The 25,379-nt window shown below is 54.6% G+C and carries 22 protein-coding genes; 6 read left to right on the forward strand and 16 right to left on the reverse strand.

Features of this window, described 5'->3' with window-relative positions; all coding sequences use genetic code 11:
* Position 1 precedes the first annotated feature (1 nt).
* The 6 genes from NST37_RS19520 to NST37_RS19545 all read left to right on the forward strand — a co-directional run bounded on the left by NST37_RS19520 (position 2) and on the right by NST37_RS19545 (position 6,134).
* The gene (locus NST37_RS19520) at positions 2 to 1,126 is read left to right on the forward strand and encodes a M20 family metallopeptidase (RefSeq protein WP_339185673.1); all 1,125 of its coding nucleotides are present in this window, start codon (positions 2 to 4) and stop codon (positions 1,124 to 1,126) included.
* 536 nt (positions 1,127 to 1,662) lie between these two features.
* Positions 1,663 to 2,337 carry a response regulator transcription factor gene (locus tag NST37_RS19525; protein WP_339186803.1) on the forward strand — a complete coding sequence of 225 codons (675 nt, stop codon included), beginning with the start codon at positions 1,663 to 1,665 and terminating at the stop codon, positions 2,335 to 2,337.
* A complete protein-coding gene (locus NST37_RS19530) occupies positions 2,334 to 3,698 on the forward strand; it encodes a HAMP domain-containing sensor histidine kinase (protein WP_339185674.1) in 1,365 nt (454 codons plus the stop codon). Before NST37_RS19525 ends, NST37_RS19530 begins: the two co-directional genes overlap by 4 nt.
* Positions 3,699 to 3,762: 64 nt before the next feature.
* Positions 3,763 to 4,686 (forward strand): ABC transporter ATP-binding protein, encoded by a 924-nt coding sequence (locus NST37_RS19535; protein ID WP_024983416.1) that lies wholly within the window; start codon positions 3,763 to 3,765, stop codon positions 4,684 to 4,686.
* A complete protein-coding gene (locus NST37_RS19540) occupies positions 4,683 to 5,396 on the forward strand; it encodes an ABC transporter permease (RefSeq protein ID WP_003389576.1) in 714 nt (237 codons plus the stop codon). Before NST37_RS19535 ends, NST37_RS19540 begins: the two co-directional genes overlap by 4 nt.
* Before the next feature lie 3 nt (positions 5,397 to 5,399).
* Entirely contained in the window at positions 5,400 to 6,134 is a 735-nt protein-coding gene (locus NST37_RS19545) for an ABC transporter permease (protein WP_003389577.1), read from the forward strand.
* A gap of 107 nt (positions 6,135 to 6,241) precedes the next feature.
* Here the strand turns inward: NST37_RS19545 and NST37_RS19550 are convergent, their stop codons facing one another.
* The 16 genes from NST37_RS19550 to NST37_RS19625 all read right to left on the reverse strand — a co-directional run bounded on the left by NST37_RS19550 (position 6,242) and on the right by NST37_RS19625 (position 25,221).
* Complete coding sequence (locus NST37_RS19550) at positions 6,242 to 7,309, reverse strand: GNAT family N-acetyltransferase (RefSeq protein ID WP_171506444.1); 1,068 nt, start codon at positions 7,307 to 7,309, stop codon at positions 6,242 to 6,244.
* Between the two features lie 31 nt (positions 7,310 to 7,340).
* Positions 7,341 to 8,159 (reverse strand): carbohydrate ABC transporter permease, encoded by an 819-nt coding sequence (locus NST37_RS19555; protein WP_003389580.1) that lies wholly within the window; start codon positions 8,157 to 8,159, stop codon positions 7,341 to 7,343.
* Between the two features lie 19 nt (positions 8,160 to 8,178).
* Entirely contained in the window at positions 8,179 to 9,144 is a 966-nt protein-coding gene (locus NST37_RS19560) for a sugar ABC transporter permease (protein ID WP_003389582.1), read from the reverse strand.
* A gap of 26 nt (positions 9,145 to 9,170) precedes the next feature.
* Positions 9,171 to 10,526, reverse strand: a complete 1,356-nt coding sequence (locus tag NST37_RS19565; RefSeq protein ID WP_003389583.1) for a sugar ABC transporter substrate-binding protein — start codon at positions 10,524 to 10,526, stop codon at positions 9,171 to 9,173.
* Positions 10,527 to 10,725: 199 nt separating this feature from the next.
* Entirely contained in the window at positions 10,726 to 11,583 is an 858-nt protein-coding gene (locus NST37_RS19570; protein ID WP_003389584.1) for a MurR/RpiR family transcriptional regulator, read from the reverse strand.
* Between the two features lie 287 nt (positions 11,584 to 11,870).
* Positions 11,871 to 12,101, reverse strand: a complete 231-nt coding sequence (locus tag NST37_RS19575) for a sulfurtransferase TusA family protein (protein WP_339185675.1) — start codon at positions 12,099 to 12,101, stop codon at positions 11,871 to 11,873.
* Between the two features lie 49 nt (positions 12,102 to 12,150).
* The gene (locus tag NST37_RS19580) at positions 12,151 to 13,275 is read right to left on the reverse strand and encodes an MBL fold metallo-hydrolase (protein ID WP_339185676.1); all 1,125 of its coding nucleotides are present in this window, start codon (positions 13,273 to 13,275) and stop codon (positions 12,151 to 12,153) included.
* 327 nt (positions 13,276 to 13,602) lie between these two features.
* Positions 13,603 to 14,082, reverse strand: a complete 480-nt coding sequence (locus tag NST37_RS19585; RefSeq protein ID WP_003389587.1) for a DsrE/DsrF/DrsH-like family protein — start codon at positions 14,080 to 14,082, stop codon at positions 13,603 to 13,605.
* A gap of 136 nt (positions 14,083 to 14,218) precedes the next feature.
* Positions 14,219 to 14,479 carry a metal-sensitive transcriptional regulator gene (locus NST37_RS19590; RefSeq protein WP_003389588.1) on the reverse strand — a complete coding sequence of 87 codons (261 nt, stop codon included), beginning with the start codon at positions 14,477 to 14,479 and terminating at the stop codon, positions 14,219 to 14,221.
* A gap of 144 nt (positions 14,480 to 14,623) precedes the next feature.
* Complete coding sequence (locus NST37_RS19595; RefSeq protein ID WP_051567342.1) at positions 14,624 to 15,823, reverse strand: branched-chain amino acid ABC transporter substrate-binding protein; 1,200 nt, start codon at positions 15,821 to 15,823, stop codon at positions 14,624 to 14,626.
* A 373-nt stretch (positions 15,824 to 16,196) separates the two neighbouring features.
* Entirely contained in the window at positions 16,197 to 17,201 is a 1,005-nt protein-coding gene (locus NST37_RS19600) for a D-cysteine desulfhydrase (RefSeq protein ID WP_171506453.1), read from the reverse strand.
* A gap of 168 nt (positions 17,202 to 17,369) precedes the next feature.
* Positions 17,370 to 18,374, reverse strand: a complete 1,005-nt coding sequence (locus tag NST37_RS19605) for a hypothetical protein (RefSeq protein ID WP_003389591.1) — start codon at positions 18,372 to 18,374, stop codon at positions 17,370 to 17,372.
* 285 nt (positions 18,375 to 18,659) lie between these two features.
* A complete protein-coding gene (locus NST37_RS19610) occupies positions 18,660 to 20,507 on the reverse strand; it encodes a M14 family metallopeptidase (protein ID WP_051925355.1) in 1,848 nt (615 codons plus the stop codon).
* Between the two features lie 172 nt (positions 20,508 to 20,679).
* The gene (locus NST37_RS19615; protein WP_339185677.1) at positions 20,680 to 22,245 is read right to left on the reverse strand and encodes a sensor domain-containing diguanylate cyclase; all 1,566 of its coding nucleotides are present in this window, start codon (positions 22,243 to 22,245) and stop codon (positions 20,680 to 20,682) included.
* Between the two features lie 70 nt (positions 22,246 to 22,315).
* Positions 22,316 to 23,395: a CapA family protein gene (locus NST37_RS19620; protein WP_339185678.1), complete on the reverse strand. Its 1,080-nt coding sequence runs from the start codon at positions 23,393 to 23,395 to the stop codon at positions 22,316 to 22,318.
* A 251-nt stretch (positions 23,396 to 23,646) separates the two neighbouring features.
* Positions 23,647 to 25,221 (reverse strand): long-chain fatty acid--CoA ligase, encoded by a 1,575-nt coding sequence (locus NST37_RS19625; protein WP_003389597.1) that lies wholly within the window; start codon positions 25,219 to 25,221, stop codon positions 23,647 to 23,649.
* Positions 25,222 to 25,379: the final 158 nt, after the last annotated feature.

Consider the following 25,379-nt stretch of genomic DNA (forward strand, 5'->3'; position numbering starts at 1 on the left):
CATGCCATCCATCCAGTCCTATCTGAAAGAGCGAGAACACTTGATTTTATCCGATCTGGAGCGAGTCGTCCAGGCAGAGTCGCCCACGCACGACAAAGCGGCGGTAGACCGCTGCGGCGAGGTTTTCCAGGAGCTGTTCCGCCAGCATCTGGGGCTGTCCGCCGAGGTCATCCCGATGGAGAAAACCGGCAATCATTTACGTTATCAATACGGCGACGGGAGCGAGCAAATCCTCATCATGGGCCATATCGATACGGTCTGGGACATCGGCAGGCTCAGGTACCGGCTGGAGGGCAACAAGGCGTACGGCCCCGGCATCTTTGACATGAAGGGCGGCATCATTCAAGCTCTCTGGGCCCTGAAGGCTTGCAAGGATCTGGGCATAGCCCTGAACAAGAAGGTCGTCTTTCTGCTGACCAGCGACGAAGAGACCGGCAGCGACACCTCCCGCTCGCTGATCGAGGAAGAAGCCGCAAGAAGCGCTGCGGCACTTGTGCCCGAGCCTGCCGTCGCGGTCTCGGGCGCACTGAAGACAGCGCGAAAAGGCGTCGGTCAGTTTACGATGACGATTACAGGCAAAGCCGCCCACGCCGGAAACCATCACGAGGACGGCATCAGTGCGGTTGAGGAAATGGCTCATCAGATTTTGAACCTGCACGCCCTTACGGACTACGCCAAAGGCACAACCGTCAACGTCGGGATCGCCTCAGGGGGCAGCCGGTCCAACGTCGTCGCCGAACAAGCGCGGCTGGACATCGATGTCCGCATTTCCAGCATGGCAGAGGCAGAGCGGGTGCAGGCAGCCATCAACGGGGCCAAGCCAAAACTGCCGGGAATCAAGCTGGAAACAGACGGCGGACTGAACCGTCCTCCGATGGAGCGGACGGTACAAACGGCCCGCTTGTTCGCGCTTGCCAATCAATGTGCAGATGAGCTTGGCTTCACCCTGACAGAAGCTTCCGTAGGCGGAGGCAGCGACGGCAATTTTACTGCGGCTCTCGGCATTCCGACACTGGATGGATTGGGCGCGGTCGGTGACGGCCCCCACGCCGAGTACGAGCATGTCGTCATTGACCACCTTGCGCAAAGAAGCGCCCTGCTAGCACTGCTGCTCACGAAAATCTAGAGGCAGCACTGCCGATAGAAACGGAAACGGCTGACGGGACCCATCCTCGTCGGCCTTCTCCTTGCTACTCGTCCTTTGCTGTGCAACTGCCTTCTTTGTCTTCCAAAGCCCTTCCCCTTGTTCTCGGCATTTCATCCGCTCCCCTGGACGTTTTCACAGGCTACACCCCCTATTCCGAAACAAATTTGCGTCAAACAATCCGCTTTCCGGTATGAAAGCAAATCGCTGCCGTGTTTCAGGCCTGCCCCTTCTACTAGCTGAACCGTACTTGCTATGATAGAAGTTGGGCAATCTCGCAAAACTCCCGCTGCCTGTACATGAAGGAAGCGCCGACTGGTAGGCAGGGACGGTTTGTATACGGCGCAACCATGCGTACGAGAGATATGACGTCCGTCTGTTTTTTTGGTACTTTTTAAAAGAATGCAACAGCATCTTAGGACGAACGAAAGGAGCGATCCTAACGTCGTCAGATAACATGCCTCAAGGAAATGAAATGAGAAACCGCAAACGGATAAAGGACGGGGGAAGCTACTATGCTGAACAAACGCATTTTATATATCGAAGACGATGCCGACATCGGTGCCTGGGTCAAAGAAGATTTGTCCAGAAGGGGATATGCGGTCAACTGGTTGACGTCGGGGGACCGTGCGGCGCAATACGCCGAAGCTGCCGATCTGGTTATTCTTGACGTGATGCTGCCCGGCCTGGACGGCTTTACCGTCGGACAGCGACTGAAGAAGACAGCGCCGCACCTCCCGATCCTGATGCTTTCGGCTCGCACGGCGGTAGACGACAAGCTGCAAGGGCTGCAGTTCGCCGACGATTACTTGACGAAGCCGTTTCACCCCGACGAGTTGGCAGCACGAGTCGAGGTGCTGCTGCGGCGCTACGGTTCGGCGGCTTCGCAAGCTCTGCAGCTCGGTCATATCACTGTCGATATCGGCGGGAACCTCATCATTGACAGTCGTTCGAGCGAGGAGATCGCACTGACCGGGAAGCAATTGCAGATTTTTATGTACCTTTTGAAGCATGCAAACCGAATTTTGACCAAGGAGCAAATCTATGAGGCGGTCTGGGGCGAACCGTACATCGAAGGAGACAAAACGCTGAACGTGCACATCCGCCACCTCCGCGAAAAAATCGAGCTCGATCCGAGCGCTCCCGTCCTGATCGAGACGATTCGAGGCATCGGCTACCGGGTGAAGCTATGAAATTCCGCAATTCGCTGCTGTTTAAATACTTGCTGATTGTTTTGCTGGCGATACTGCTTCTGCCGATACTGTTTCCGCTGCTGTCAATTGCGCTAAATACGGTGCTTTTGGGCGATGACGAGCCGAACATGTATCGAAACGGGGTCTGGCTGGAGCAGATGTGGCATCAGGAAGCCAAGCAGCTTGCCGGTGCCGATGACGAAGCAATCAGCCGGAGACTGACCGAGCTGAAGGAAAAATACGAGCAGGCTTCCGTGTTCTGGGTCGATGCGCAGGGAAAGACGCGGCTTGCGCTTCCAAAGGACTTGGGAATCCCCAATCAGTGGACACCGTCCTATACGATTCAGTTCATGAAGGAGCACTACGATGCCGATCCATTCACGACGGTGGCCTTTATCGGAAACAGTCGGGACAAAGGCTTTATGGTTTTTCAGGTCGACCGTTCCGTGATCCAGACGAGCAGCGAGCAGCTCTCGGAAAAACGGGACCATCTCTTTATCGCCGTCGCTCTGGTCATTCTCTGCCTGTTTTTGTTCATTTCCTGGATCTTTATCTATCGGCTGCGCAAACGGTTGCTCGGATTGGAGGTAGCAATGACGTCTCCGACCGAAAACGGGATTCCGAAGTCGATCGAGGTGAACAATCCGGACGAAATCGGGAGGCTGGAGCAGGCGTTCAACGCGATGATCAGGCAGCTTGAGCTCGGCCGGAAACGGGAGCAGGAAGAAGAGCAGCTGCGGCGACAGCTCATCGCCAACCTGTCGCACGATTTGCGTACGCCGCTGACATCCATCCGAAGCCATGCCTACAGTCTCAAACAAGAAAACCTCAGTGAGCAAGGGATGCAATCAGTCGAGCTGATCGACCACAAGATCGGTTATTTGGCTGAGCTGATCGACAACCTGCTCTCCTATACGCTGCTGTCAGCCGGCAAATACCCGTATCGTCCGGAGCCAACCGACATGGTCCGGCTGCTGCGGACGATATTGGCTCATTGGTACCCCGCCTTTGAAAGAAAGGGCTTTACCGTGGAGCTGGAGCTTCCGGAATCGGCTGTCGTATACCGGGTCGACCCGATGTGGATCGAACGCATTCTGGACAATCTCCTGCAAAATGTACTCCGGCATGCACGGACCGGCCGCTATCTTTCCGTCAGGCTCGAGCCGGAGGGCGGACAGGCAGCCATTCGCCTTGAGGACCGGGGGCCTGGCATGAACGGCAAGTCGCTGAACCAGGGAGCCGGGATCGGCCTGACGATCGTGCAGCTGATGCTGAAAGAAATGCAGCTCAAGTGGGAGGTCAAAAGCGACTGTGGTGGAACTCGAATGGCCATTGCCGGCTTGCGCTTAAACGAAATTTAACCTTCGCTCTCCCCTGGATTTAACCTCGCACCGCTACAATCCGGTATTGAGGTGATGAACTGTCATGAGCGAAGCCGTAATCGAAACCAATCAATTGACAAAGAAGCTGGGAAATAAAATGGCCGTCGATCGGCTGGACCTGCGGATCGGCCAAGGTGAAATCTACGGCTTTCTCGGGCCGAACGGCGCGGGAAAGACAACGACGATCCGGATGCTGCTCGGCCTGATCCGGCCGACTCGCGGCACCGTGCGGATCTTTGGACGCGATCTGCAAAAGGACAGGCTGTCGGTGCTGCGGCGCGTCGGATCGCTGGTCGAATATCCGTCCTACTACGGACACCTGACGGCCTATGAAAATTTGGAGGCGGTACGCTGCATCCTGGATGTGCCGCGATCCCGGATCGACGAGGTGTTGTCGGTCGTGCGGCTTACGAAGGAAGCGAAGCGGCCGGTCAAGGGCTTTTCCCTCGGGATGAAGCAGCGGCTCGGCATCGCGACGGCGCTGCTTGGCTCGCCGGAGCTGCTCATTTTGGATGAGCCGACGAATGGCCTGGACCCCTCCGGCATTTTGGAGATGCGCGAATTGATCAAGAGCATGCCGAAGCAGCTTGGCATGACCGTTCTGGTATCAAGCCACCTATTGTCCGAGGTAGAGCAGATGGCCACGCAGGTCGGCATTATCGCCCAGGGCAAGCTGATTTTTCAGGATTCGATCGAAGCGCTCAGGCAGCACTCGGGCTCCCGTATCCGAATAAGCGTCGATCAAGGCGAGGCCGCATGGAAGATGCTGCTTGCCAGTGGAATCCAGGCGGAATGGGAGCTGACCGATGCAAATCGGCTGCTGCTGCCTCACGAATCCGACGAGCAGCTGGCCCGGCTGGTCAAACTTCTTGTGCACAACGATATTTCCGTGTATCGGGTGGAAGAGGAGAAGCGTTCTCTGGAAGACATGTTCCTCGAGCTGACCGGTGGAGGCGACAGCTTATGATGCGGGGAGTGATGGCATCCGAATGGCTCAAAATCCGCCGCAAAGGGATCTGGCTTCTGATCGCGCTCGGCCCGCTCGGCGTTGTGGGGTTGCAGGCACTAAATTTTTTCCTCCGGTACGATTACTTGACCAAGCGGTATGCCGACGATCTGTGGGGGGCGGTTATCGGAAACGTGCACCAGCTTTCGGTGCCGACCCTGCTGATGGGGATTGCGATTGTCGCCTCCATGATTGCGGGCATCGAGCACCAGACGAACGCCTGGAAACAGACATTGGCCTTGCCCGTATCGAAGTGGTGCGTCTTTGCCTGCAAGTTCACCCTGCTCTGCACGCTTCTGGTGTGCGCCTGCACATTGCTGGCAGCCGGCACAGTGGTTCTCGGCATCGCCCTCGGATACGGCACCGATATTCCGCTTGTCACGCTGCTGGTCAAGTCGTATTTGCCATTCCTTGCGGCGATGCCCTTTGCCGCACTGCAAACCTGGCTTTCGATCACGATCAAAAATCAGGCGATTCCGTTGACGACAGGCGTTCTTTTCTCTGTCCTCTGCCTGTTCGGGACAGCGGTGGGTGATTGGGTTCCGCTGAAATGGCTCTACCTTGAAAATCAGTGGAACGAACCCTTCTATTCGGCTGGACCGGGCCTGCTCCTGGGGCTGGTCATTTACGTTATCGGTCTCATCCATTTCATCCGAAAGGACGTGAGTTAGGCCATGTGGAGGTTTTTCCGATCTGAGCTGCTGAAATTGCGGAAATCGCCGATCTGGCTGCTGGTATTCGTCAGTCCTGCATTGTCCACGATCTTTGGATTGGGGATGCGAATCACTCCAGAGATGGAAGAGATGGCATGGGGAATGACGTACACTATGATGGCGGCCCCTCACGGCCTGTTGTTTCTGCCGCTGCTGACCGGGGTACTGTCTGCGTTCGTCTGCCGCTACGAGCATGTCGGCGGCGGATGGAAGCAGATGCTTGCGCTGCCCGTTTCCCGCGGTACCGTCTATGTGGTGAAATTCGTTTGGGTGATGGGGTTGCTGCTCTTGACCCAATGCCTTCTGCTCGCAGGATTGCTGGCGGTCGGAACGGTCAAGGGTTACTCGGCAGCTGTTCCCTGGGATATTCTTGTCAGCAGCCTCGTCGGGGGGTGGGTGGCTTGCATGCCGCTGGCTGCGCTGCAGCTCGCCGTCTCCGTGGCCTGGTCAAGCTTCGCTGCACCGATGGCGGTAAGCGCCATCTTCACGCTGCCGAACATCCTGCTGGTCAACTCCGAGAAATACGGCCCGTGGTACCCGTGGGCGCAGCCAATGATTGCCATGCTCTCGGGGGCGCAACAAGCCGAACCTGGGGTGTTGGGCGTGCCGCCAGAAACGCTGTTCATCGTCATTTTGGGCAGCTTCATCGCGTTTTTCCTGTCCGGATTCGTTTATTTTCAGCGTAAAATGATCTGAGTACCGTGCCGCAGAAAAAAGAAGCTGCCTCAACCGTTGTTGAGGCAGCTTTGCTGCAGCTTGGCTTCCTTGCAGAGTCTTGGGTGGAAGTGTCCCCTTGATTTCTTTTACCCCACGTTCAAGATTTTGGAGTAGCTGCGATACCCCTTCCACACCTCAAAGCCCAGCTTTCTGTAAAAGTCCACCAGGTCGGTCCAGTCGATGCAAATCCGCTCAATTCCGCGCTGCCGAAGGAAGAATATGCCCGCCTCGACAACCGCCCGCCCGTATCCGAACTTTCGCTCCTGCGGATCAATGCCGAGCGGGCCGATCCCGCCCAGTTCGTCGGCAAAGAGCGGAGCCCAGTACACATTTTGGGCGATAATGGGCGAACGGGCATCATTGATCCGGCAAAAGCCGATGATCGCCCCGTTTTTCTCCGCGAGGACAAATTCCCGTCCGGTCCCCCCTTTTTCGAAATAGCAGAGCGCTTCGTATTCCCACCGTCCGGGAAAGCATCTGTTGAAAAAGGCCATCAGCGCGTCGCGGTCCTCGGGCTTGCCTTCCCGAAACGTGACTTCCGCAAAGGTGGGCAGCTCGGTGCCGAACGCAGGCCGTTCTTTGCCGGACACAGACTGCTCGACGCCGGATGCTGGCCGTTCCTTGCCTGTCGCAGGCTGCCCGACGCCGGATGCTGACCGGTTACCCGCTGTTTCCTCCGGCGAGGAGATCAAATCAAACAGCTGCTTCCCGGCGATGTACCCCCGTTTCTCTGCCCAGCGCATCGTCTCCTGTTCCTCGTCGGGAACACCCGGGAAATAGTGCCACCAATCGCTCCCCAGGCTGATTTTCTCGACGTTCTGCTGAAAGAGCGCACTCTCCGCCCGCTTCAGCAGCTCTGCGCCAATCCCCTGCCTGCGGCAAGCCCGGTCCACCAGGAGAGCCTGTATCCAGCCCGAGCCTTTTCCCCATGTGACAGGATCTGCTTCGCTCCATTTCTTGGCGATGACGACGCCGACCGGGCGCTGGTTTTCCTTCTCTACGGCAACCCATGAGCCCTCCGGCAGCAGATGCGGATCATCCAGGCTGTTCTGCCGAAGCAGCTCGGGTCTCATCGGAAAACGGTCGCCGCACTGCTCATTCCAAAGCTGACATACGGCGTCCAGCCATTTTGACGACCACGGATGATATTCCATATTGCTCCTCCGTTCATTTGGAAGCCAGCTTTTACTTCAGCCCGGAGCTTCTGGCTCCTTCCACAAAATACTTCTCGGCGATCAGAAATACGATCAGGATCGGGATCAGGCTGATCAACGCCCCAGCCACCAGGTACTGGTCGTTCCCCCCTGTCCACTGCCCCTTTAACGACAGAATGCCGACCGGCAGGGTGTATTTTTCCCGGGTCGTGATGTAGATGACGGGAGCGAGGATTTCGTTCCATTTCGCCATGAAGGTGAAAATCGCGAGCGTAGCCAGCGACGGCTTGCACATCGGCAGGGCGACCCGCCAGTAAATCTGGAACGGATTGCAGCCGTCGATCTTGGCCGCTTCTTCGTACTCCCGGGGAATTCCCAAAAACGCCTGCCTCATCAGGAAAATGCCAAAGGGCTGTCCCAGCCATTCCAGCACCCAGAGCGGCATCAGCGTATCCAGCATGCCGAGCTGCTTGAAGATGATGAACTGCGGGATAATCGTGACGACGCCGGGAATCATCATCGTTCCGAGCACGATCATAAAGAGCGTATCCCGGAATGGAAACTGAAGCCGGGCAAAAGCGTACGCTACCATCGAGCTGGACAGGATCGCCCCCAGGATGGAGAGCACCGACACCGTCAGACTGTTCAACGTATAGGTGCTGAAATTGGCCAGTTCCCATACTTCCGAATAGTTGCTCCACTTGATCGGATCGGGGAACAGCTCCGGCGGATACTTGTTGAATTGGCCCACTGTTTTCAAGGAGTTGAACAGTGCTGTCAGGAAGGGAATGAACATGATGGCCGAACTGATTCCGATAGCGGCATAGGCGAGTATTTTACGTATGCTCATATGTGGCTGCCCCCTTTCCTCAATCGTAGTGGACCCAGCGTTTTTGCAGTCTCATTTGCATAAATGTAAAGACAAACAGGATCAGGAACAGCACCCAGGCAATCGCGGATGCGTAGCCCATGTGGAAGAAGGTGAAGCCTTCGCGGTACAGGTGCAGCATCAGCACCAGGCTGGCATTGTTGGGACCGCCTGCCACGCCATCGACCGCTCCTGCCGTCATGACGTAAATCTGTTCAAAGCTCTGGAACGAGCTGATCGTGCTCAGGATCAGCACGAGAAAGGTCGTCCCCGAGATCAGGGGCACTGTGATGCGCCAGAACTTTTGCAAGGGTCCGGCTCCGTCGATCTCCGCTGCCTCGTAGAGGTCGCCCGGCACGTTTTGCAAACCGGCCAGAAACAGCACCATCATGTAGCCGACGCCCTTCCATATCGCCACCGCGACGAGAACGGGAATGACCAGCTGCTCATCGGCCAGCCAGTTTTTCGGCTCCAGTCCCAGGCTGACGAGCAGGCTGTTGGCCCAGCCGAAGCGCGGATTGAAAATCGAGTCGGCTACGTAGGCGATAACCGTCCAGGACGAGATGACCGGGATGAAGTGAGCGATCCGGTACAGCTTCAAGCCTTTCAGCTTTTGATTCAGCGCGACAGCCAGCACCAGAGCGAGCGCTGTCTTGATCGGAACGAGCAGGATCGTGAAGTAGAGCGTGTTCTTCAGCGCCTTCCAGAAGAGCGGATCGTCGATCATCTTGCTGTAGTTGGCCAGTCCCGTCCACTCGGGAGGATTCAGCATGTCATAGTCCGTAAAGCTGATGTACAGCGATGCGATGGAAGTGAACGCGACAAAGACGATCAGGTGAATCAGATACGGGGAGATGAGTAAAATCCCCCATCTCCCCTCACTGTCGAGCCGCTTTCGTTTTCGGGGCTTTGGTACAGGCCGCTCATCGGTTTTCCATTCACCAGTGAGTTGTGTATTTTGATTCATGTCTGCCTATCCCCCGTAAGCGTTTTTTATTTCTTGTAGAATCCATCCAGAACCTTTTGCACGGCCTCATTGGCCTTTTTCAAGCCTTGCTCGACGCTCTCCTCGCCGGAAAACGCTGGGAACATGGACTCGTCAAACGCTTTGCGCCATTCGCCAAATACAGCGTTGGCATCGAGGGAACCGGCGAATTCCATGCTGTCCAAGAAAACCTTCGCGTTCAGCGAAGTATCGGAAGTGAGGACCTCCTCGGCCACTTTTTTCTTGACCGGAATGGCTTCGCCAAGCGACGCCCACTCCCTCTGCGCCTCGTCGTCCGTCGCCCAGTACTTGATCCACTCCCAGGCTGCCTGGGTCTTTTTCTCGTCGGCCGTTTTGCTGATCACCCAGGAGTTGACGATGCTCGGTGCAAAGCGTTTGCCCCCAGGTCCTGCCGGAATCGGCGCCACATCGAAGTTCAGTCCGGCTTCGCGCATTTTTACCCGCGCGGCGTAGATGTCGATCTGCATTCCGGACACGCCGCTCAGGAAAGGCTTGAACGGGTCCTGGAAGCTTTGCAGGTCGACCGGATCGGGGAAAATCCCCCGCTTCATGCCGTCTACCATCCACTCGATCGCCTGTTTGTTTTCAGGCGTGTCGAGAACGGCCTTCTGCAGGCTGCTGTCCAGCACGCCGCCGCCGAACGTTTTCATCAGCGGGAACCAGCCTCGGCTCACCCCGACCGGACTGCTGAAGATGGTGAAGCCGTACTCCGAAACCTTGTTTGGATCAAAGGAAGGATCTTTGGCATTTTTTCCGGAAGCGTCAATGGTCATCAGTTCGGCCGCTTCCTTCACCTGATCCCACGTCCAGTTGGCATCCGGGTATTTGAGGCCCGCCTTGTCAAAAAGGGCTTTGTTGTAGTAGAGCACCCCGATCTGGATTCCCTGCGGAACGCCCCAAACCTCGCCGCCTGGGCCTTTGTTGGCGTCCATGCCGTAGTACTCCTCTTTGCTGAGGTCCTTTTCGATCAGTTCGCGCAAGTCCTTGACAGCGCCGCGCTCGGCGAATTCAAACACCTTCACCCCGTCGCTCAGCCACAGATCGGGAGCATTGCCGCCTGCTATCTGCGTATTCAGCTTTTGGAAAAATTGCGCATGAGGCCCTGTTTCTGTCGTGATCTTGATATTCGGGTGCTTCTCCATGAACTTCGCGAGCAGCTCCTCCATTTTTTTCTGCGTGGGAGGATCGGAGTAGTACCCCATTTTCAGTACGATCTGCTCAGAATCGTTCTTCGCATTCTGCGGATCGCCAGTGTTTGCCTGCTGACCGGTACAGGCCGTAATCAGCAGGGCGGCAGACAAGAGTGCCGACAAAAAAAGTGAAAAGCTCCTCTTTCGTTTCAATGCAGACCCCTCCATTTATCTATTAAAAATGTATTGCCAATAAGGTATGGGTATTGCCTGCGGTCTGTAGTGCGAATAGAGTGGGATCACGGGTACGGTATGCTGGCTGACTGAACAAGCGCCAATGCGGCAGATCTGCTAGTCAAAGAACGGCGGATATGCAGGGTAATATAGTCTCAATATTCTGAATAGGATTTGCCTAATCGGTGCGAAACTCGGCAAGCACTGCCTGACGGGTCTTTCGCAATGAGGATACAGCCTTGTCATAGCTTTGCGCGGCTACCCCCATGAACAGCATGTCGATGACAGCCAGTTGGGCAATGCGGGACGAAGTGGCGGCACTGCGCATGTCTGCCTCCGATGAAACCGTGGCCAGGTGAATGTCTGCCAGCGCCGACATCGAATTTTGCCCGAACTTCGTAATGCCGATCGTGACTGCTCCCGCTTCCCTCGCCCTTTTGATCGCGGATAAAACCTGGCGGGTCTCCCCGGAATAGGAGATGCCGACAGCCACGTCTTTGTCCGTCAGCGTGACAGCGGAAGTAATCTGCAGATGGGCATCGGCGTGTGCCGTCGACATTTTATTGATGCGCAAAAATTTTTGCTGCGCGTCCTGAGCGACCAACTGGGATGCGCCCACTCCGAAAAAGTCGATCCGGCGTGCCCGATACATGGCCCGAACCGCCTGCTCGACGGCAGTTGGATCCAGAACCTTGATCGTCTCGCGCAGGGAGAAAATGTGATTGGCAGTGACGGATTCGATCAGGGTGGGAATGTCGTCGGTAGGACGGATTTCCTTGTACTCGTCCTCTCCGGCGGAAGGGGACTGCAGATCGGCCGCGATGCGTATTTTCAGCTCCGGGAAGCCTTCCAGGCCCATGCTTTTGCACATGCGGATAATCGCGGCTGGACTGGCGTTGCTCCGCTCCGCCAACTCCTTGACCGACATGCGGATGACCTCCCGCGGATGCTCCAGGATGTACTCTGCCACGCTCCGCTCGGACGGCTTTATATCTTGCAAGTATTCACGGATTCGCAGCAATCCTCCGCTCAGCACGGCTTCATCACCCTTTATCACAAGTGGTTGTTGTAAGCGATACCTATTTCAGCCAGTATGAATCAGCTCATCCAATCATGAGCATCGCAGGTATCTTTTGCCATTTTACAATCATTATACGACTTTGAAACAAAAAATCAATACAAACTATTCTCCATAAAAATAATTTTCAGACTTCCGCTATCAACAGAAAATATGGATCGGCAACGATGAAACAAACAGGCTGCAAAAAGCCGGCTTCCCCCGACCACTATGGCGGAAGTCGGCCCCCGAATTGTTTATTCGCCTCAGCCTTTCCTCACAAATATCCGATATACTCCACCCTCCTCTTCCGTTTTCAACAGCTCATGGCTGTTGGAACGAGCCCAGCCCTGAAAGTCGTTGACGGAGCCCTTGTCGGTGGATTCCACCTGCATGACCTGCCCGCTTTCCATCGCATCCATCGCTTTCTTCGCCTTGACGATTGGCATCGGGCAGGACAATCCTTTTGCATCTACAAATACGTCTACGTTTATCATGAATATGACCTCCTTGGCAGCCTCCTGGTTTTGTTCTCTTGACAATGGTTTAACCGTGGTGAAGGGCGCAGCGATTGGGCCCGATCTCCAGCTCTGTCGCCTTTTCCGGAGATGCACTGGCAGCTCCGCGGTTGATTTCGACGATCTCCTCGTAGTTGGGAGGCGTTGCTCCGACGGCATGAGCGACTTTTTCCGCAAATCGATCACGGTTTGCCGTCCGCATCACTTCATTGTTTCCGCGGATCTCTCCGAGCGGCGCTCCCACATATCCCTCCCGCTGAATCTCGCTTGCTTCGGCATAATGAGCCGGCAGCACCAGCACGTCGTCCGGCAGGGAAGCGATTGTGGTAAACACCGTGTCGTACAAGGCTTGCGCCCACTCTGCCGCCTTGCCGCCCAGATCGGGTCGGCCGAGGCCGCCGACAAAAATGGTATCGCCGGAGAGCAGGTAGCGATCGTTTACCAATACGGAGACACTCCCCGGGGTATGTCCGGGCGTAGGAACAGCGAGAATTTTTGCCTCGGCACGGCCGACTTCCAGCATGCCCTGCTTTTCCAGCGGCTCATAAGAGAGTTCGGAGCCCTGCATCTCGCTGGAGGAGATGTAATAGACGGCCCCGGTTTTTTCGGCCAGCTCATGGCCACCCGAAATGTGGTCGGCATGCAGATGCGTATCGAGGACGTATTTGATGGCGGCGTCTTCCTGCTCGGCTAGCGACAAGTATTCCTCGATATGCCGATTGGGATCGACGACCAGCGCTTCGCCTCCTGAGATCAACATGTAGGACAGGCAGCCCTTTGCCAGCCGATTTACCTGAATCAGCTTGAGGTTGTCTTCCTCCATGACGGTCACCGGGCGGTAAAACTGGCTCCACTCCTGCATGCCTTGCTCCAGATAGCTCGCCTGAAAGCCTTTCTCGTCCAGCAGATCGGCCACCATTTTGGCGCTTCCGCCCTTGGCGCAAATGACGACGATCTCTTCGTCAGCGGGAAGCTGTCCGTAGATATTTTCGTTGTCGTCAAGGAAATCAAAGTACGGGATATTGATAGATCGCACTTCTTTCCCTTCGATCTTCCAGTCCGCAAAATCTTCCGGATTGCGCACATCGAGCAGGAAAACACCCTGCTCCACCTTTTCGTTCAGTTGAATTGCGTTTATTGCTCCTGCTGACATATCAATCACCTCCTGGTTGTTTTAAGCTTGAATGCAGGCAAAAGCTACTTTTTCACTGCTCCTGTCCATCCTGACATGCCTGTTGCGCAAATGGCTGGCCTGTTTCATCCCGTTTTTCAGCAAAATCCTCGCTGCTTGCCTGCTTCTCATCCCGCTTTGGCAGGTCAGGATCACATGCTTTATATACGCATATACCCATATAGGTATATAAAATGCCGAAAGAAGCCACCAGGGAAATCAGCCTTCTATGAAACGGCTTTGGATGTTTTTTCCCCTTATGATCCGGCACTCTTTGCTTTCAAACACGTACGGCTCCAAATGTTTCGCTTAAATGAACAGATTGACCCTGGACTGTTCGGCTTCCGCCAAATAGGTTGCCACTCCTGCAAATTTCAGGCCGTCTGCCAGCTCTTCTTCCTTGATTCCCAGGACGTCCATGGACATCGTGCAGGCAATCATCTCCACATCCAGCTCCTTGGCAAGCTGGATCAGCTCGGGCAGCGAAGCCACGTTCTTTTTCTTCATGATGTGCTTCATCATCGTCCGGCCCATTCCGCCCATGTTCAGCTTGGAAATCCCCAGTTTTCCGGGACCACGGGGCATCATCCGCTCAAACATTTTCTCCAAAAATCCTTTTTGCACCGGTACATGCTGCTCTTTTCGCAAGATGTTCAAGCCCCAGAAGGTGAAGAACATCGTTACCCTGTTTCCCATGGCTGCAGCTCCGGTTGCGATAATGAAGCTGGCCATCGCCTTGTCCAGATCACCGCTGAATACGACCATGGTCGTCTGCTTTTGAGCTTCCATTTTTGAACTCCTCCCTCCCATTATACCTACAGGGGTATTTATGAGATCAAAAAAACAGACTGGCTTCCCAATCGTTATATACCCCTACCCCTATTAGTATATTGTAAGCCGCGTTTTGCTGTCAAGACCGAGTGCATCATCGGCTCTTGACCAGCAGTTGAATCGCTTCCTGCACGACTTGATCGGTATCCCTGCCTTCCGCCAGCTCCTCCTTGATGCATGCCGCCAAATTTTCCGCCACGATCAGGGCGATCGCTTTGTCCACAGCCGAGCGAATGGCCGAGAGCTGACTGACGACCTCCTTGCAATCCTTGTCTGTTTCCATCATGCTGAGGACTCCCCGGACCTGCCCCTCTACCCGTTTCAGGCGGTTTTTCACATTGTCTCCGTATTTCATTTTGGCTTCCTCCTGACCTATGCCGGCCGATCTTTTTGCTGGGAAGGAGGGTTTGCATGCGCAATCTCCTTACCCCTATGGGTATATAATAGACAGGAAGGAAGGGCTCTGTCAAATTTGCAGAACCCCTCTTGCATAACTCTCCTATTCGATTTTTCCGATGAACTTCGTGCCTTCCTTCTCAAACTTGTACATGAAGACATCCGCGAACTCGTTGTCGCCTTTCTCGTCAAAGGTGACCTTTACGAATTTGCCCTGGTAATCTTTCGTGCTGTGGACCTTTTCCAGAACCTGCTCGCGGGTCGGCTTTTTCCCGCCGTTCTCTTTGATAGCGGCTGCCAGTCCGTCGAGAATCACATTGGCCGACTCATATGCGTAGTCGGAATAGGTTCCCGGCTTTTTGCCCATTACCTTTTCATATTCTTCCGCCCATTTGCGGCCTTCCTCGGACTGCTTCGCGTCTCCAGCCAGAGCAGTCAGATAGACGCCTTCGGCTGCGGCACCGGCGATCTTGATCAAGTCAGGGGAATCGATGCCATCCCCGCCCATAAACATGCCGGTATATCCTTTTTCCCTCGCCTGCTTCACGATGATGCCCGCTTCCGGATAGATGCCTCCGAAATAGATCATGTCGGGCTTGCTGGCGACGGCCGTATTCACGACGAAATTGTAATCCTTCTCGCCCTGGTTTACCCCTTCGTAGCCCAGTACCTGAACGCCGTCCTTCTCGAACTGCGCTTTTACCTGATCGACCAGCCCTTGCCCGTAAGCGGTCTTGTCGTGGATCAGGAAGACGGATTTCACGCCGAGCACTTCTTTGGCATACTTGGCTCCTTTTGGACCTTGGGCGTCATCGCGGGCACAGATCCGGTGAACGGTCTTTTTGCCCTCCTCCGTCAATGTAACCCCGCTGTTTGCCGGAGATACCATGACCAGACTGCCCGACTCATACTTTACGGAAGAGGGGATCGCTACGCCCGTATTGAAATGGCCGACTACACCCAAAACATCCGGGTTGGCTACGAGCATTTCCGCGTTGGATACGCCAATTTTCGGGTCAGCCTGATCGTCCTGCGGGAACAACTGCAAGTCAAAGCCGAGCTGCTTGAACTCCTCTTTCCGCTTTTCAATGGCAAATCCGGCTCCGGTCTTGATCGCATCGCCGATGGCGGACTGTGATCCGGAAAGCGGGCTTTGCGTGGCGATCAATATCTTTTCGCCGCCCCCGCCGCCCCCACTGCTGCTGCCGCCGGACGATGCGGTATTGCCGCCCGACTGGTTGTTCTGAGCAGGAGCTGTACCTTGCGAATTACAGCCGACAAGCGACATGCTGAGGAGCAGCATGGACGCCAGCACGGTAGTCAACTTTTTTTGACTCACGAAAATCCCCCCTGTATGTTTTCTATTTCTATCTTATCTGTAAATATAAGAAAAAATAGAAATTTCTTAACCTTACATATCGTCAATGAATAACCTGCATAAATGTTACATTCTATCTATTTTCATAATCGCATTTTTGTGCTTCATCTTCTTATTTTCGTTCTGTATGTATCGTACCGTTATTTAAATTCCATCTTTTGTAATTCATTACATTTATGGATCAGTTTTCGGCAGAGGAGATAAAAAAACCGACGCATCATTGCGTCGGCTTCTGGAGAGTGCGACAAAAGGCAGGCGTATTTCTCCTCTTATTACGGATTACGGACTTGTTCATACCTTATCTCTCCGCTAAGAACACATCTGCATAAGTGTACAGCGCCGGTGCCCCTCCGGTGTGCAGGAACAACACCCGATCCTCTTTGCGAAACGCTCCCTTGCGAATCAACCCGATCAGACCGGCCATGGCCTTTCCTGTATAGACCGGATCGAGCAGAATCCCCTCGGTTTGGGCCAGCAGCTTCACGGCCTCCACCATCTCAGGTGTCGGAATCGCATAGCCGGGGCCCACGTATTCGTCCTCGCAGCGAACCAGCGAAGCAGGCCATTCTCCCTTCAGTCCAACCAGCTCTGCCGTAGAGAGCAGCAGCTCATGGACTTTTTTCTCCTGCGTTTCGCGGTCCCGGCTGACATTGATGCCAATGACGGAAGCAGAGGATTGGCGGGCGGCAAAACCGACGATCAGTCCGGCTTGCGTCCCGGCGCTTCCCGTCGCGGTCACCACATAGTCAAACGGAATGCCCATCTCCCATGCCTGCTGCTCGATCTCTTCGGCGCAAGCCATATACCCGAGTGTCCCTACCTCGCTGGAGCCGCCGACCGGGATCGGGTACGCTTTTCGTCCTTCTTTCTCCAGGGCTGCAGCGAGTTTTTCCATCTCTGCCGGCATATCCCCATCCGCAGGAATGATCTGCAGCTTCTCGGCTCCCATCAGGTGAAAGAGCAGATGATTGCCGCTCGTCTGGGGATTGTAGCCCCCCGTTTCCGGTTCGCTCAGCACCAGCTGGCAGCGCAGCCCCTCCCGCACTGCTGCGGCGAGAGTCAGCCGACAGTGGTTGGACTGTACGGCTCCGCAGGTAATCAGCGTATCCGCACCTTGCTTGAGCGCATCCGCCACCAGGTACTCCAGCTTGCGCGTCTTGTTTCCTCCCGCTGCAAGCCCGAGCAGATCATCTCGCTTGATATAGATGGCAGGGCCGCCTAATGCTTCGGATAAGCGTTTCAGCTCTTCGATCGGTGTCTGTCCGTTCGTATACCGTCTGCGCTCATAACGGATGTGGTTCACTTTGCTCGTCTCCTCTCCTGTCTCCAACAATCGCTTGCGATTTTGGAAACTGCGTGAGTTGCTTACGTTCATATGTGTTCTGCCTGATTGGCTGCATGATCACATTCAAGATTGCCTTCATCATAGCCTAATTTGCAGGGAGTTTCTACCGGCAGCATCTCCACTACACTATGTTTTTTCCTCGGCCGCACTCTTGCCCTCCTTTGGCTTTTCTTCAGATTCCGCCGATGTTTTCTTGGCTGAGGACCGTTCTTTTTCACGCCTGCTTTTCTTTTCCCATTGCTCGTAATCATGAATCGCATATCCCGCATAAGCGGAGTATTTCTTCATCCGCGTCTCGAGTATGCTTACCTGCTCTCGCATGATCTTGGTATCTTCTTCATAAAACGTCGTCCGGTCCCCTTCGTCGCTTTCCAGCACATTCAGGCCGACCACCACTTTTTGCCGATCATATCCTGCTTCGTCCAGGATGCGGCTCGAGATGTCCAGCACCCCGTTGGAGCCTTCCACGTAATCCCGGTAGGCCATCAATGTCACATGATCGAGCTGCCCGATCAGCCATTCACTGACGCTCTGCGTCTCGCTCGCAGGCAGCTCGTTCATCCAGAATGGAATATCGGCGCTCACCTGCAGAGCGGGATCTTTTTTCGTCTCCTGGACCACAAGCTGCATGTTTTCCATCCATTGGCTTTTCAAGGCTTCCTTGTCACGCTTCCACTGCGGATGCACATGCGGCTCGATGTCGACGTGAATTCCGGTGAAGCGCTCGTCTTCAGCCGCAGCACGGTTGTAGACATGCACCCAGTCTATAAAGGAGGCAATGCTTTTTTGACTGGAGACGAGCGACCAGGCAGGGTCGCCGCCAAGGGCATCCACCTGTATATCCCTTGCGCTCGCTTCCTTGATGAATGTGCGATACGCTTCCGGCGGCACATTCTTTTGATCGATGTGCAGATAAATTCTGTTGATGTCGTTTTCTTCGGCAAAAGAAAGGATGGCCTCACCCTTTTCTGTGATCAGCTCCGTGTTCCAAAGCCATGTCGCTCTTATGCTCGGGGCCGACGCGAAAAAAAGCCACAGCATCGTAGCTGTTATCGTCAGGGTAAGCAGCAGCCTTAGCCAAAGGTACCGGTGTACTCGCTTGCATCGTCTTTTAGCGGGGATCGTGCTCATATGGCTGCCTCCTTCGCCCTGTTTTTTTCAGGCATCTGCCTCTTTGCCTTCTTAATGAAACAGACGGGCTGGGGCCTTGTGCAAGTTGCAACGATTTGTTGACAGGAGCGCATGAAAAAAATGGACTTGACCATTTCCAAGTGAAGATGGTGTAGGCGCACGAAAAGAGACGAGGGGCTCTTCCGTCAAGCAGCTTCACTGCTTTTTTGGACAGCCCCTCATTCGTTTGGTGCTTTTTTTACAGACATTGCCGACTGAAAGCCTGTGGTTCTAGCCGTGGGAGTCTCATTTGACAGGTATCACCACGTTCACGGTCCCGCCGCGGGTCGAGCGAATGGTCACCTCGGCATTCCCCTTTCCTTTGACGGTCCAGGAAAATGTTTTCGTCCGCTCTTCCTCTTCCAAGGCGCCTCCAAAGAATCCGGCATCCTGGATTTTATCCGTATTCTCGTCGGCCAAAGCCAGGCCATCCCCCAGTTCGATGCTCGCGGAGCCTTTGCGCACGATTTTGACGAGCCATGCCTGCTTTAACGCATCTGGCAAAAAGCCTTCATTTGTCACCGTCACACTCACCGTTGAAGTACCGTCCTGATTCTTTTTCACCTCTGTCTTTGTAACGACCAGCAATGGAAGCGATTTGGCCAACTCCAGATTGAATTTGCTTTGTTTTTCGACCGCCTGTTTCAAATAGCTTCCCGCAGGAGCGTTTTGGTTCCAAAATTTCGGGTTCCAGCCGCCAATTTCTACCTTCCCCAACTGCGGGTGATCGTAGGCCATCCAGTTTTGGAACAGCTTGCCCTTCAATTCCGGTATGTGATCATTCATCCATAGCTGATCCAATTCATCGGTCTTGCCGTCCTTGTTGTAGTCTTTGACATACTCCTGTTTCCCCCACAGCTCGTCACCGTACCAGATCGCTCCATACTGAAAGTACCCCCAGTCAGGCGAATGCCCGAACAGCGGTGTCCCTTCCGAGCCGCCCCTGCGGGTGTGGTACGTGTAGTAAACGTCTCCCGCCCACGGATAGCCGGTCAATTCCTGGCCCTTTTTGTCCAAATGCTCATAGTACTTCAGATCTTCCGGAAACATGGACTCCTCACTCTTGCTGGTGGATGGGGGACGCAGGTGCATCGGCACCGTGGTATCCATCGTCTCTACGACCGAAATGTGGGGATTTTCCAGTAGAAACAAGACGACTGACCGCATCTCCGGTTCGGATAACGGATATTCTCCCGCTCCCCCCTGGGTCCATCCCATCCCGGTCTGTTCCGTCATGGGCCGCCAGTTCTCCGGATAATTGCGGTGAATGTCCAAACCGCCAATGCCATCCTCATTGTATTTTCCGTCGCCGTCATTATCGATGCCCTCGGACAATACCCGATAGTCTCCTTTTCCTTCTCCAACCTGCTTCATCAAACGTCCGGACGAATCAGACGGGTCTTTTATGTAGTCCCCCTTTCCCATCCCGACATACTGACGCATTTGCCGGGAATAGCCGTCACCATCCAAATCCTCCAGAATATCTTCGTCCATGATGCCGTCTCCGTCGTTGTCAACGGGCCGATTGGTGGAGCGATTGGTTTGAATGGTATTGAGGTACAGCTCGGAGCCGTCGGGATTTTCAACAGGTCTCACATAAAATGTGCGGGTATCCAGCAAGCGGGTAATCTCAGGGTCCTTCCCGTACTTGGAGAGGAGTTCATGCGCAAAATGCAGCGCAGCCACCCTTGTCGTCACTTCTCCGGAATGCCGGTTTGCCCCTACCCACATAGCCGGCTTGCTGGTAGCAGTACCGGTTTTTTTGTTGGTGATCGTAATTTGCCAGATGTCCCTGCCTTCCAGTGACTTCCCCGCTGACTGAAGCTCTACGAGATCAGGATACTGCTTCGCCCACGTCTCCAGCCAATACAGCACCTCGTCGTAAAGGGGATAGTGCTGGATGTCAAACTTGCCAGCTTGTATCGGCTTGGTCTCCGGATATGCGTACTGCTTTACCTCAAAGGATGCTTGCGCAGGGATAAACGGGCGTTTCAGAAACGGTACCTGACCGACTGGAGAAGCAGCAGCCGATACAATACCTGCCTGTGACAACACAATCGTCGCCAGAAGTCCGGGAAACCAGCGTTTCACCATTCATCTCTCCTTATGTTGTTTTGAATTTTCTGAAATATACTACATAATTACTGGGACAGGTCTCTGTTTATTCCTCTTGATTTGAGTCGCACCGGCTCTCTCTTGGATGTTGACAGCAAGAAGCCCGCTGCTTGACCAAATTTCGTCAAAGAACGGGCTTTTTAAGGATCGGCTACACAATGGTTCTCATCAGCTTCGTCTGATTTCGTCCTTCCTGTTTTGCCTTGTACATGGCCTCGTCAGTCAGAGCCAGCAATGTCTTTGTATCGATCTGCGGGGCGATCGTCCCCACTCCAAGCGAGATCGTCACAGGCTCGCCCGTGGGACTGACGGTATCGCTCATAAACATCCGCAGAGACTCTGCCATCAGATACGCCGTTTCTGCACTCGTCTCCGGCAGCAGCACGATAAATTCCTCTCCGCCGTAGCGGCCGCAAATGTCCCCTTTCCGCACATGCTGCTTCATCGCCTGGGAGAGAAAGCGCAATACCTCATCTCCGGTCTGGTGACCGAATTCGTCATTTACCTTTTTGAATCCGTCTACGTCCAGCAGAAGAACCGAAAACTGTTTTTTCGTTTCCGTCCACTGACGCAACGTATTTTCGATGTATCTGCGATTCGCAAGTCCGGTCAGCGGGTCGGTCAATGACTCTCGTTTGATCACGTTCATTTTGTGGCGCAGCGTCTCCGCATACTGCTGAAAAGCGTGATTGATCTGCTCGGCCTCGTAGTACCAGGTCGGGATCGTCGGAAACGGCTGTACCTCTGTTCCCGCCGTTCGCACGCTTTTGGCGTAGTTGGCCAATTGGCGCAATGGATTGACCATTTTCTGGGTCAGAGAGAACGAGATCAAGAGTAGCAAAATGAAGAAGGGACTGATATATCCAAACATGTCGAGGACGACCTTCAGGGTTGGAGCCAGCGCCTCCTCTTCCGGGGTCTGGGAAACGATCCCCCAATTGGCGGATGGCACATAGGCGTACCCGGTCAGCATCGGGACGCCTTGCGTATTGACCACTCGCTCCGCGCCCGATTTTTGGTCCATCAGTTTTTGGACGACGCTGTTGCCGTCTACCATTTGACCGATTCTTTCCTCCTCCGGGTGGTAGATAAGCGTGCCATTCTGGTCGACAACGTACAAGTATGAGCCGTCTTCGTAAAAATGCTTGCCGAGGAACTCATGCAACGTGTTGTCCTGCTCCAGGTAGAACGTTCCGCCCAGAAAACCGGCATAATTTCCGTTCTCGTCCCACAGAGGCGTGGATACCAAAACAATCAGTCTGCCCGTAATCGCTTTATATGGCTGCGACACTACTGTTTTTTTCTTTTCCAGCGCTTCTCTCGCACCGCTCGACATCAGAAATCGCCCATCGACTTCCATCCTCGGCTCCGTTGCGAGAATCTTTCCCTTGCTGTTTGCGACCAAGATGGAATTGAAGAACAACGTGCTTTCCTGCCACAGCTTCAAATGTTGCTGCAGCCTCTGGCGGTCTTTCAGAAGAGGGGCGATCTCGCCGGCGCTCGTCTCCAGATTCTTTTTCATACTCTGAAACATAAGATCGGTAGTCTGGGCCATCCTCTCGCTATAGGCGCGGTTGATGTCGAGGATGTCATCTGTCATCACCTGCTTGACCACCAGATAGATGCCGGCGCCGCAGCTCAGCACGATCAAAAACGTCGAGACGGAAAACAAAAAGATCAGCCAGAAGCGCAGGGTAAAGTGTTTATAGGAATCCATCAGGTTTGCTCCCCTCTACATAACAATAGAGGAGATACCCTTTTTTGCTTTCACCGAAACTCGTTGCCTTTTATTTCCTCGTTATATTTCCCGCCTCGTCAACCCCTGCCCCATACGAGAGCTTCGCAACCTTCTCCCTGAGCTTTTTCGCATTGTCTCCTGCCTGGGGAACGGGCTGGCCATTTACAATTTTAGCCGGGATGATCTTGCCGTCTGTCTTGTTCTGGGCAAACGTCAAAGTGACGATCAGCGACTCGGAGCCCTTTGGATTTCGCGGCGTCGTAAAGACGAAATTGCCCACGCTGTAAAAGATCGGGGCCTCTTTGTACCATTCGACCCCCATGAGGGAATGGCTATGGGACCCCACAATCGCATCCACTCCATTGTCGATCAGCAAACGGGCCATCTGGCGGGCGTACGGCTCAGGGTAGTCCTTGTACTCCAAATTCCAATGCATGATCGCAATGGTGATGTCGGACTCTGCCACAGCCTTGCGAACATAGCCGAGCATCGGCTCCCGTGAATAGGCGTGAGCCAGCCCCGCCTTGTTCTTCCCCGCAAACCACTTCTGATTGGGCAGTACACGGCTCAGCCCGATGATTGCTACCTTCTTTCCTTTGATCGTCTGGATACAGGGGGCAAACGCCTCCTCCTCCGCCTTTCCTCCGCCTACGTAAGCGATATCGTTCTCGCGCAAATGCTGCATCGTATCCAAAAAGGCGTCCATTCCGAAGTCCATCGTGTGGTTGTTGGCCAAATTGACGACGTCGAAGCCGGCATTCGCAAGGCCCGCCAACGCTTCCGGCTTGGCCCGGAAGGTAAATTCCTTGTGCTCGGGGGATCCCCGTCTGCTGACGGCAGTCTCGAGATTCCCCACTGTCAGATCAGCCTGCTTGAGCAGCTCCGCCGTTTTGGCAAAAGGATAGTCCACCCCGTAGCGTTCGATTTGCGCTCCGACGCTCTTGTCCAGCAAAATGTCGCCCACCACCGTCACCGTGATCGGCTCATCTGTCTGCGGAGTAGGCGGGTCTTGCTGCGCCTGGGCCGATTGCTGCACTGCCGCGCTCGTTTCCGCCCCCGCAAACGCGGGAAAGAGGCTGAGATTGGCAAGCGACCAGGCAGTCAGGATGGAGACAACCGCTTTCCACATGTCGATCTTGTTTCACCTCTTTGCTTGTTTGCCTCATTCTATGAGGGCAAGAGCGTGAAACATGACGAAAAGCGAAAGCCGCCCGGATGCCCAGGCGGCCCTCTGTTTTCTGTTTTTAAGGAGCGCTGTTTCGTATTGGAACAGCTTGGGGCGGACAAAAAAGGCTGTTGCAGCACCTGCGTCCAATCTGATTATCCGTCCGTTTTTGCGTCCTGTCTGCCCCTTATTCATTCTTGCGTCGCGCCTGAGCCTTATTCTTGCGTCGCGCCTGCTCCTTTTGCTTCCTCCCGCAGCGTCCGCCGCAAAATCTTGCCTACGGCCGTTTTCGGCAGGGCGTCGCGGAACTCGATGATTCTCGGCACTTTGTAGGCGGCCATGTTCTCCCGGCAAAAATCCGTGATTTCCTCTTCGGTCAGGACAACTCCCTTTTTCGGAACCACGAACGCTTTTATCGTCTCTCCCCGATACGCATCGGGCACGCCGATGACGACAGCCTCTTGCACCGCCGCATGCTGATAGAGGACCTCCTCTACCTCACGCGGATAAATATTGAAGCCCCCGGCGATAATCAAATCCTTTTTCCGATCGATGATATAGTAATATCCCTCTTCATCCTTGTAGGCGATATCCCCTGTGTACAGCCAGCCGTCTTTGAGCGTTGCCGCCGTCTCTTCCGGCATTCCCCAATAGCCGGTCATCACTTGCGGACCGCGCACGACCAGCTCTCCCGCTTCATTCGGCCCCAGCTCCGTCTCGCCGTCCTGGAGGCTGACGATTTTGGACTCTGTAAACGGTATAGCCGTCCCGATCGACCCGGCCTTTCGCTTATCCCTCGGGTTGAAGTGAGTGACCGGGGAGGCTTCCGTCAGGCCGAAGCCTTCGAGAATCATGCCCTGCGTCTTGGCTTCAAAGCCTTTGATGACCTCTACCGGAAGGGGTGCGGAGCCGCTTGCGCAGAGGCGAATGGACGAGATGCCGTACTCTTCCGCCTGCGGATGGGCATTGACAGCCACGTACATCGTCGGCACCCCCGGGAATACCGTCGGCTTCGTATCCTTGATCGTCTGCAGCACTTCTTCCAGGTCAAAGCGGGGCAGCATGACCTGCTGCGATCCTCCAAAAATGGCCATGTTCATGCAAACGGTCATGCCGTAAACGTGAAAGAGCGGAATCACTGTCAAGATCCGGTCGGGATTGTCGACGTCTCCTCCCATGATCATGTGTGACTGATAGGCGTTGGCATACAGATTTTGATGAGTCAGCATCGCCCCTTTGGAGCGCCCTGTGGTACCGCCTGTATACTGGAGAACCGCGATGTCATCCGGAGACACGGACACCTCCGGCAAATCCTCGGCAAGTGCCATGACGTTTTCAAAACGGAGCCATCCGGCTGGAAGCTCCGAATCCGTAGGAGGCAGTTCAACGATGATTCTCGCCGCCAAGCCTTCAGCGCTTTTTACCTTTTCGACCACCGGCAAAAAGGGAGCAAAGGTGATCAAGGCTTTGGCACCCGAGTCGGTCAAATAATGCTCCAGCTCGGCCGGGACCGCCATGGGATTGACCTGTACGACGATTCCGCCCAGCTGCAGAATGCCGTAGTAGGCTGCCACGTAATGCGGACAATTGGGCAGCATGACCGCCACTCGGTCTCCCTGCCCGATCCCGAGACTGTGCAATCCGGCGGCGAACTTCTTGACCAGCACTCCCAGTGTCCCGTAATCCCATTGCTGTCCTTTGAAGTAAACGGCGCAGCGCCAAGGAAAGCGCTTACAAGTTTGTTCCAGCATTTGCGGCAAGGTACTTTGCAAAAGTTCGTTTGTGCTCATCGTCCTACACTCCCTCATCATTTTGATTCGAAAGCTTCCGTTCAGACATGTGCTGCCGATGCCAACATATTCGCGGTACTTTATCCTATTACCTCTCTCCTAATTTTACAGCTTGTTCGCCATTTTTCCTGCCTGTTTTCAGAAGAAAACAAAAACTC

The sequence above is a fragment of the Brevibacillus sp. FSL K6-6036 genome (genome assembly GCF_037964015.1).
In the GTDB taxonomy this organism is placed as follows: domain Bacteria; phylum Bacillota; class Bacilli; order Brevibacillales; family Brevibacillaceae; genus Brevibacillus; species Brevibacillus borstelensis.

Coding starts and splice junctions, on each gene's coding strand:
- NST37_RS19520 (WP_339185673.1), top strand. CDS start 2: ATGCCATCCATCCAGTCCTATCTGAAAGAGCGAGAACACTTGATTTTA.
- NST37_RS19530 (WP_339185674.1), top strand. CDS start 2,334: ATGAAATTCCGCAATTCGCTGCTGTTTAAATACTTGCTGATTGTTTTG.
- NST37_RS19535 (WP_024983416.1), top strand. CDS start 3,763: ATGAGCGAAGCCGTAATCGAAACCAATCAATTGACAAAGAAGCTGGGA.
- NST37_RS19540 (WP_003389576.1), top strand. CDS start 4,683: ATGATGCGGGGAGTGATGGCATCCGAATGGCTCAAAATCCGCCGCAAA.
- NST37_RS19545 (WP_003389577.1), top strand. CDS start 5,400: ATGTGGAGGTTTTTCCGATCTGAGCTGCTGAAATTGCGGAAATCGCCG.
- NST37_RS19550 (WP_171506444.1), bottom strand. CDS start 7,309: ATGGAATATCATCCGTGGTCGTCAAAATGGCTGGACGCCGTATGTCAG.
- NST37_RS19555 (WP_003389580.1), bottom strand. CDS start 8,159: ATGAGCATACGTAAAATACTCGCCTATGCCGCTATCGGAATCAGTTCG.
- NST37_RS19560 (WP_003389582.1), bottom strand. CDS start 9,144: ATGAATCAAAATACACAACTCACTGGTGAATGGAAAACCGATGAGCGG.
- NST37_RS19575 (WP_339185675.1), bottom strand. CDS start 12,101: ATGATAAACGTAGACGTATTTGTAGATGCAAAAGGATTGTCCTGCCCG.
- NST37_RS19580 (WP_339185676.1), bottom strand. CDS start 13,275: ATGTCAGCAGGAGCAATAAACGCAATTCAACTGAACGAAAAGGTGGAG.
- NST37_RS19585 (WP_003389587.1), bottom strand. CDS start 14,082: ATGGAAGCTCAAAAGCAGACGACCATGGTCGTATTCAGCGGTGATCTG.
- NST37_RS19590 (WP_003389588.1), bottom strand. CDS start 14,479: ATGAAATACGGAGACAATGTGAAAAACCGCCTGAAACGGGTAGAGGGG.
- NST37_RS19595 (WP_051567342.1), bottom strand. CDS start 15,823: ATGCTGCTCCTCAGCATGTCGCTTGTCGGCTGTAATTCGCAAGGTACA.
- NST37_RS19605 (WP_003389591.1), bottom strand. CDS start 18,374: ATGAGCACGATCCCCGCTAAAAGACGATGCAAGCGAGTACACCGGTAC.
- NST37_RS19610 (WP_051925355.1), bottom strand. CDS start 20,507: ATGGTGAAACGCTGGTTTCCCGGACTTCTGGCGACGATTGTGTTGTCA.
- NST37_RS19615 (WP_339185677.1), bottom strand. CDS start 22,245: ATGGATTCCTATAAACACTTTACCCTGCGCTTCTGGCTGATCTTTTTG.
- NST37_RS19620 (WP_339185678.1), bottom strand. CDS start 23,395: ATGTGGAAAGCGGTTGTCTCCATCCTGACTGCCTGGTCGCTTGCCAAT.
- NST37_RS19625 (WP_003389597.1), bottom strand. CDS start 25,221: ATGAGCACAAACGAACTTTTGCAAAGTACCTTGCCGCAAATGCTGGAA.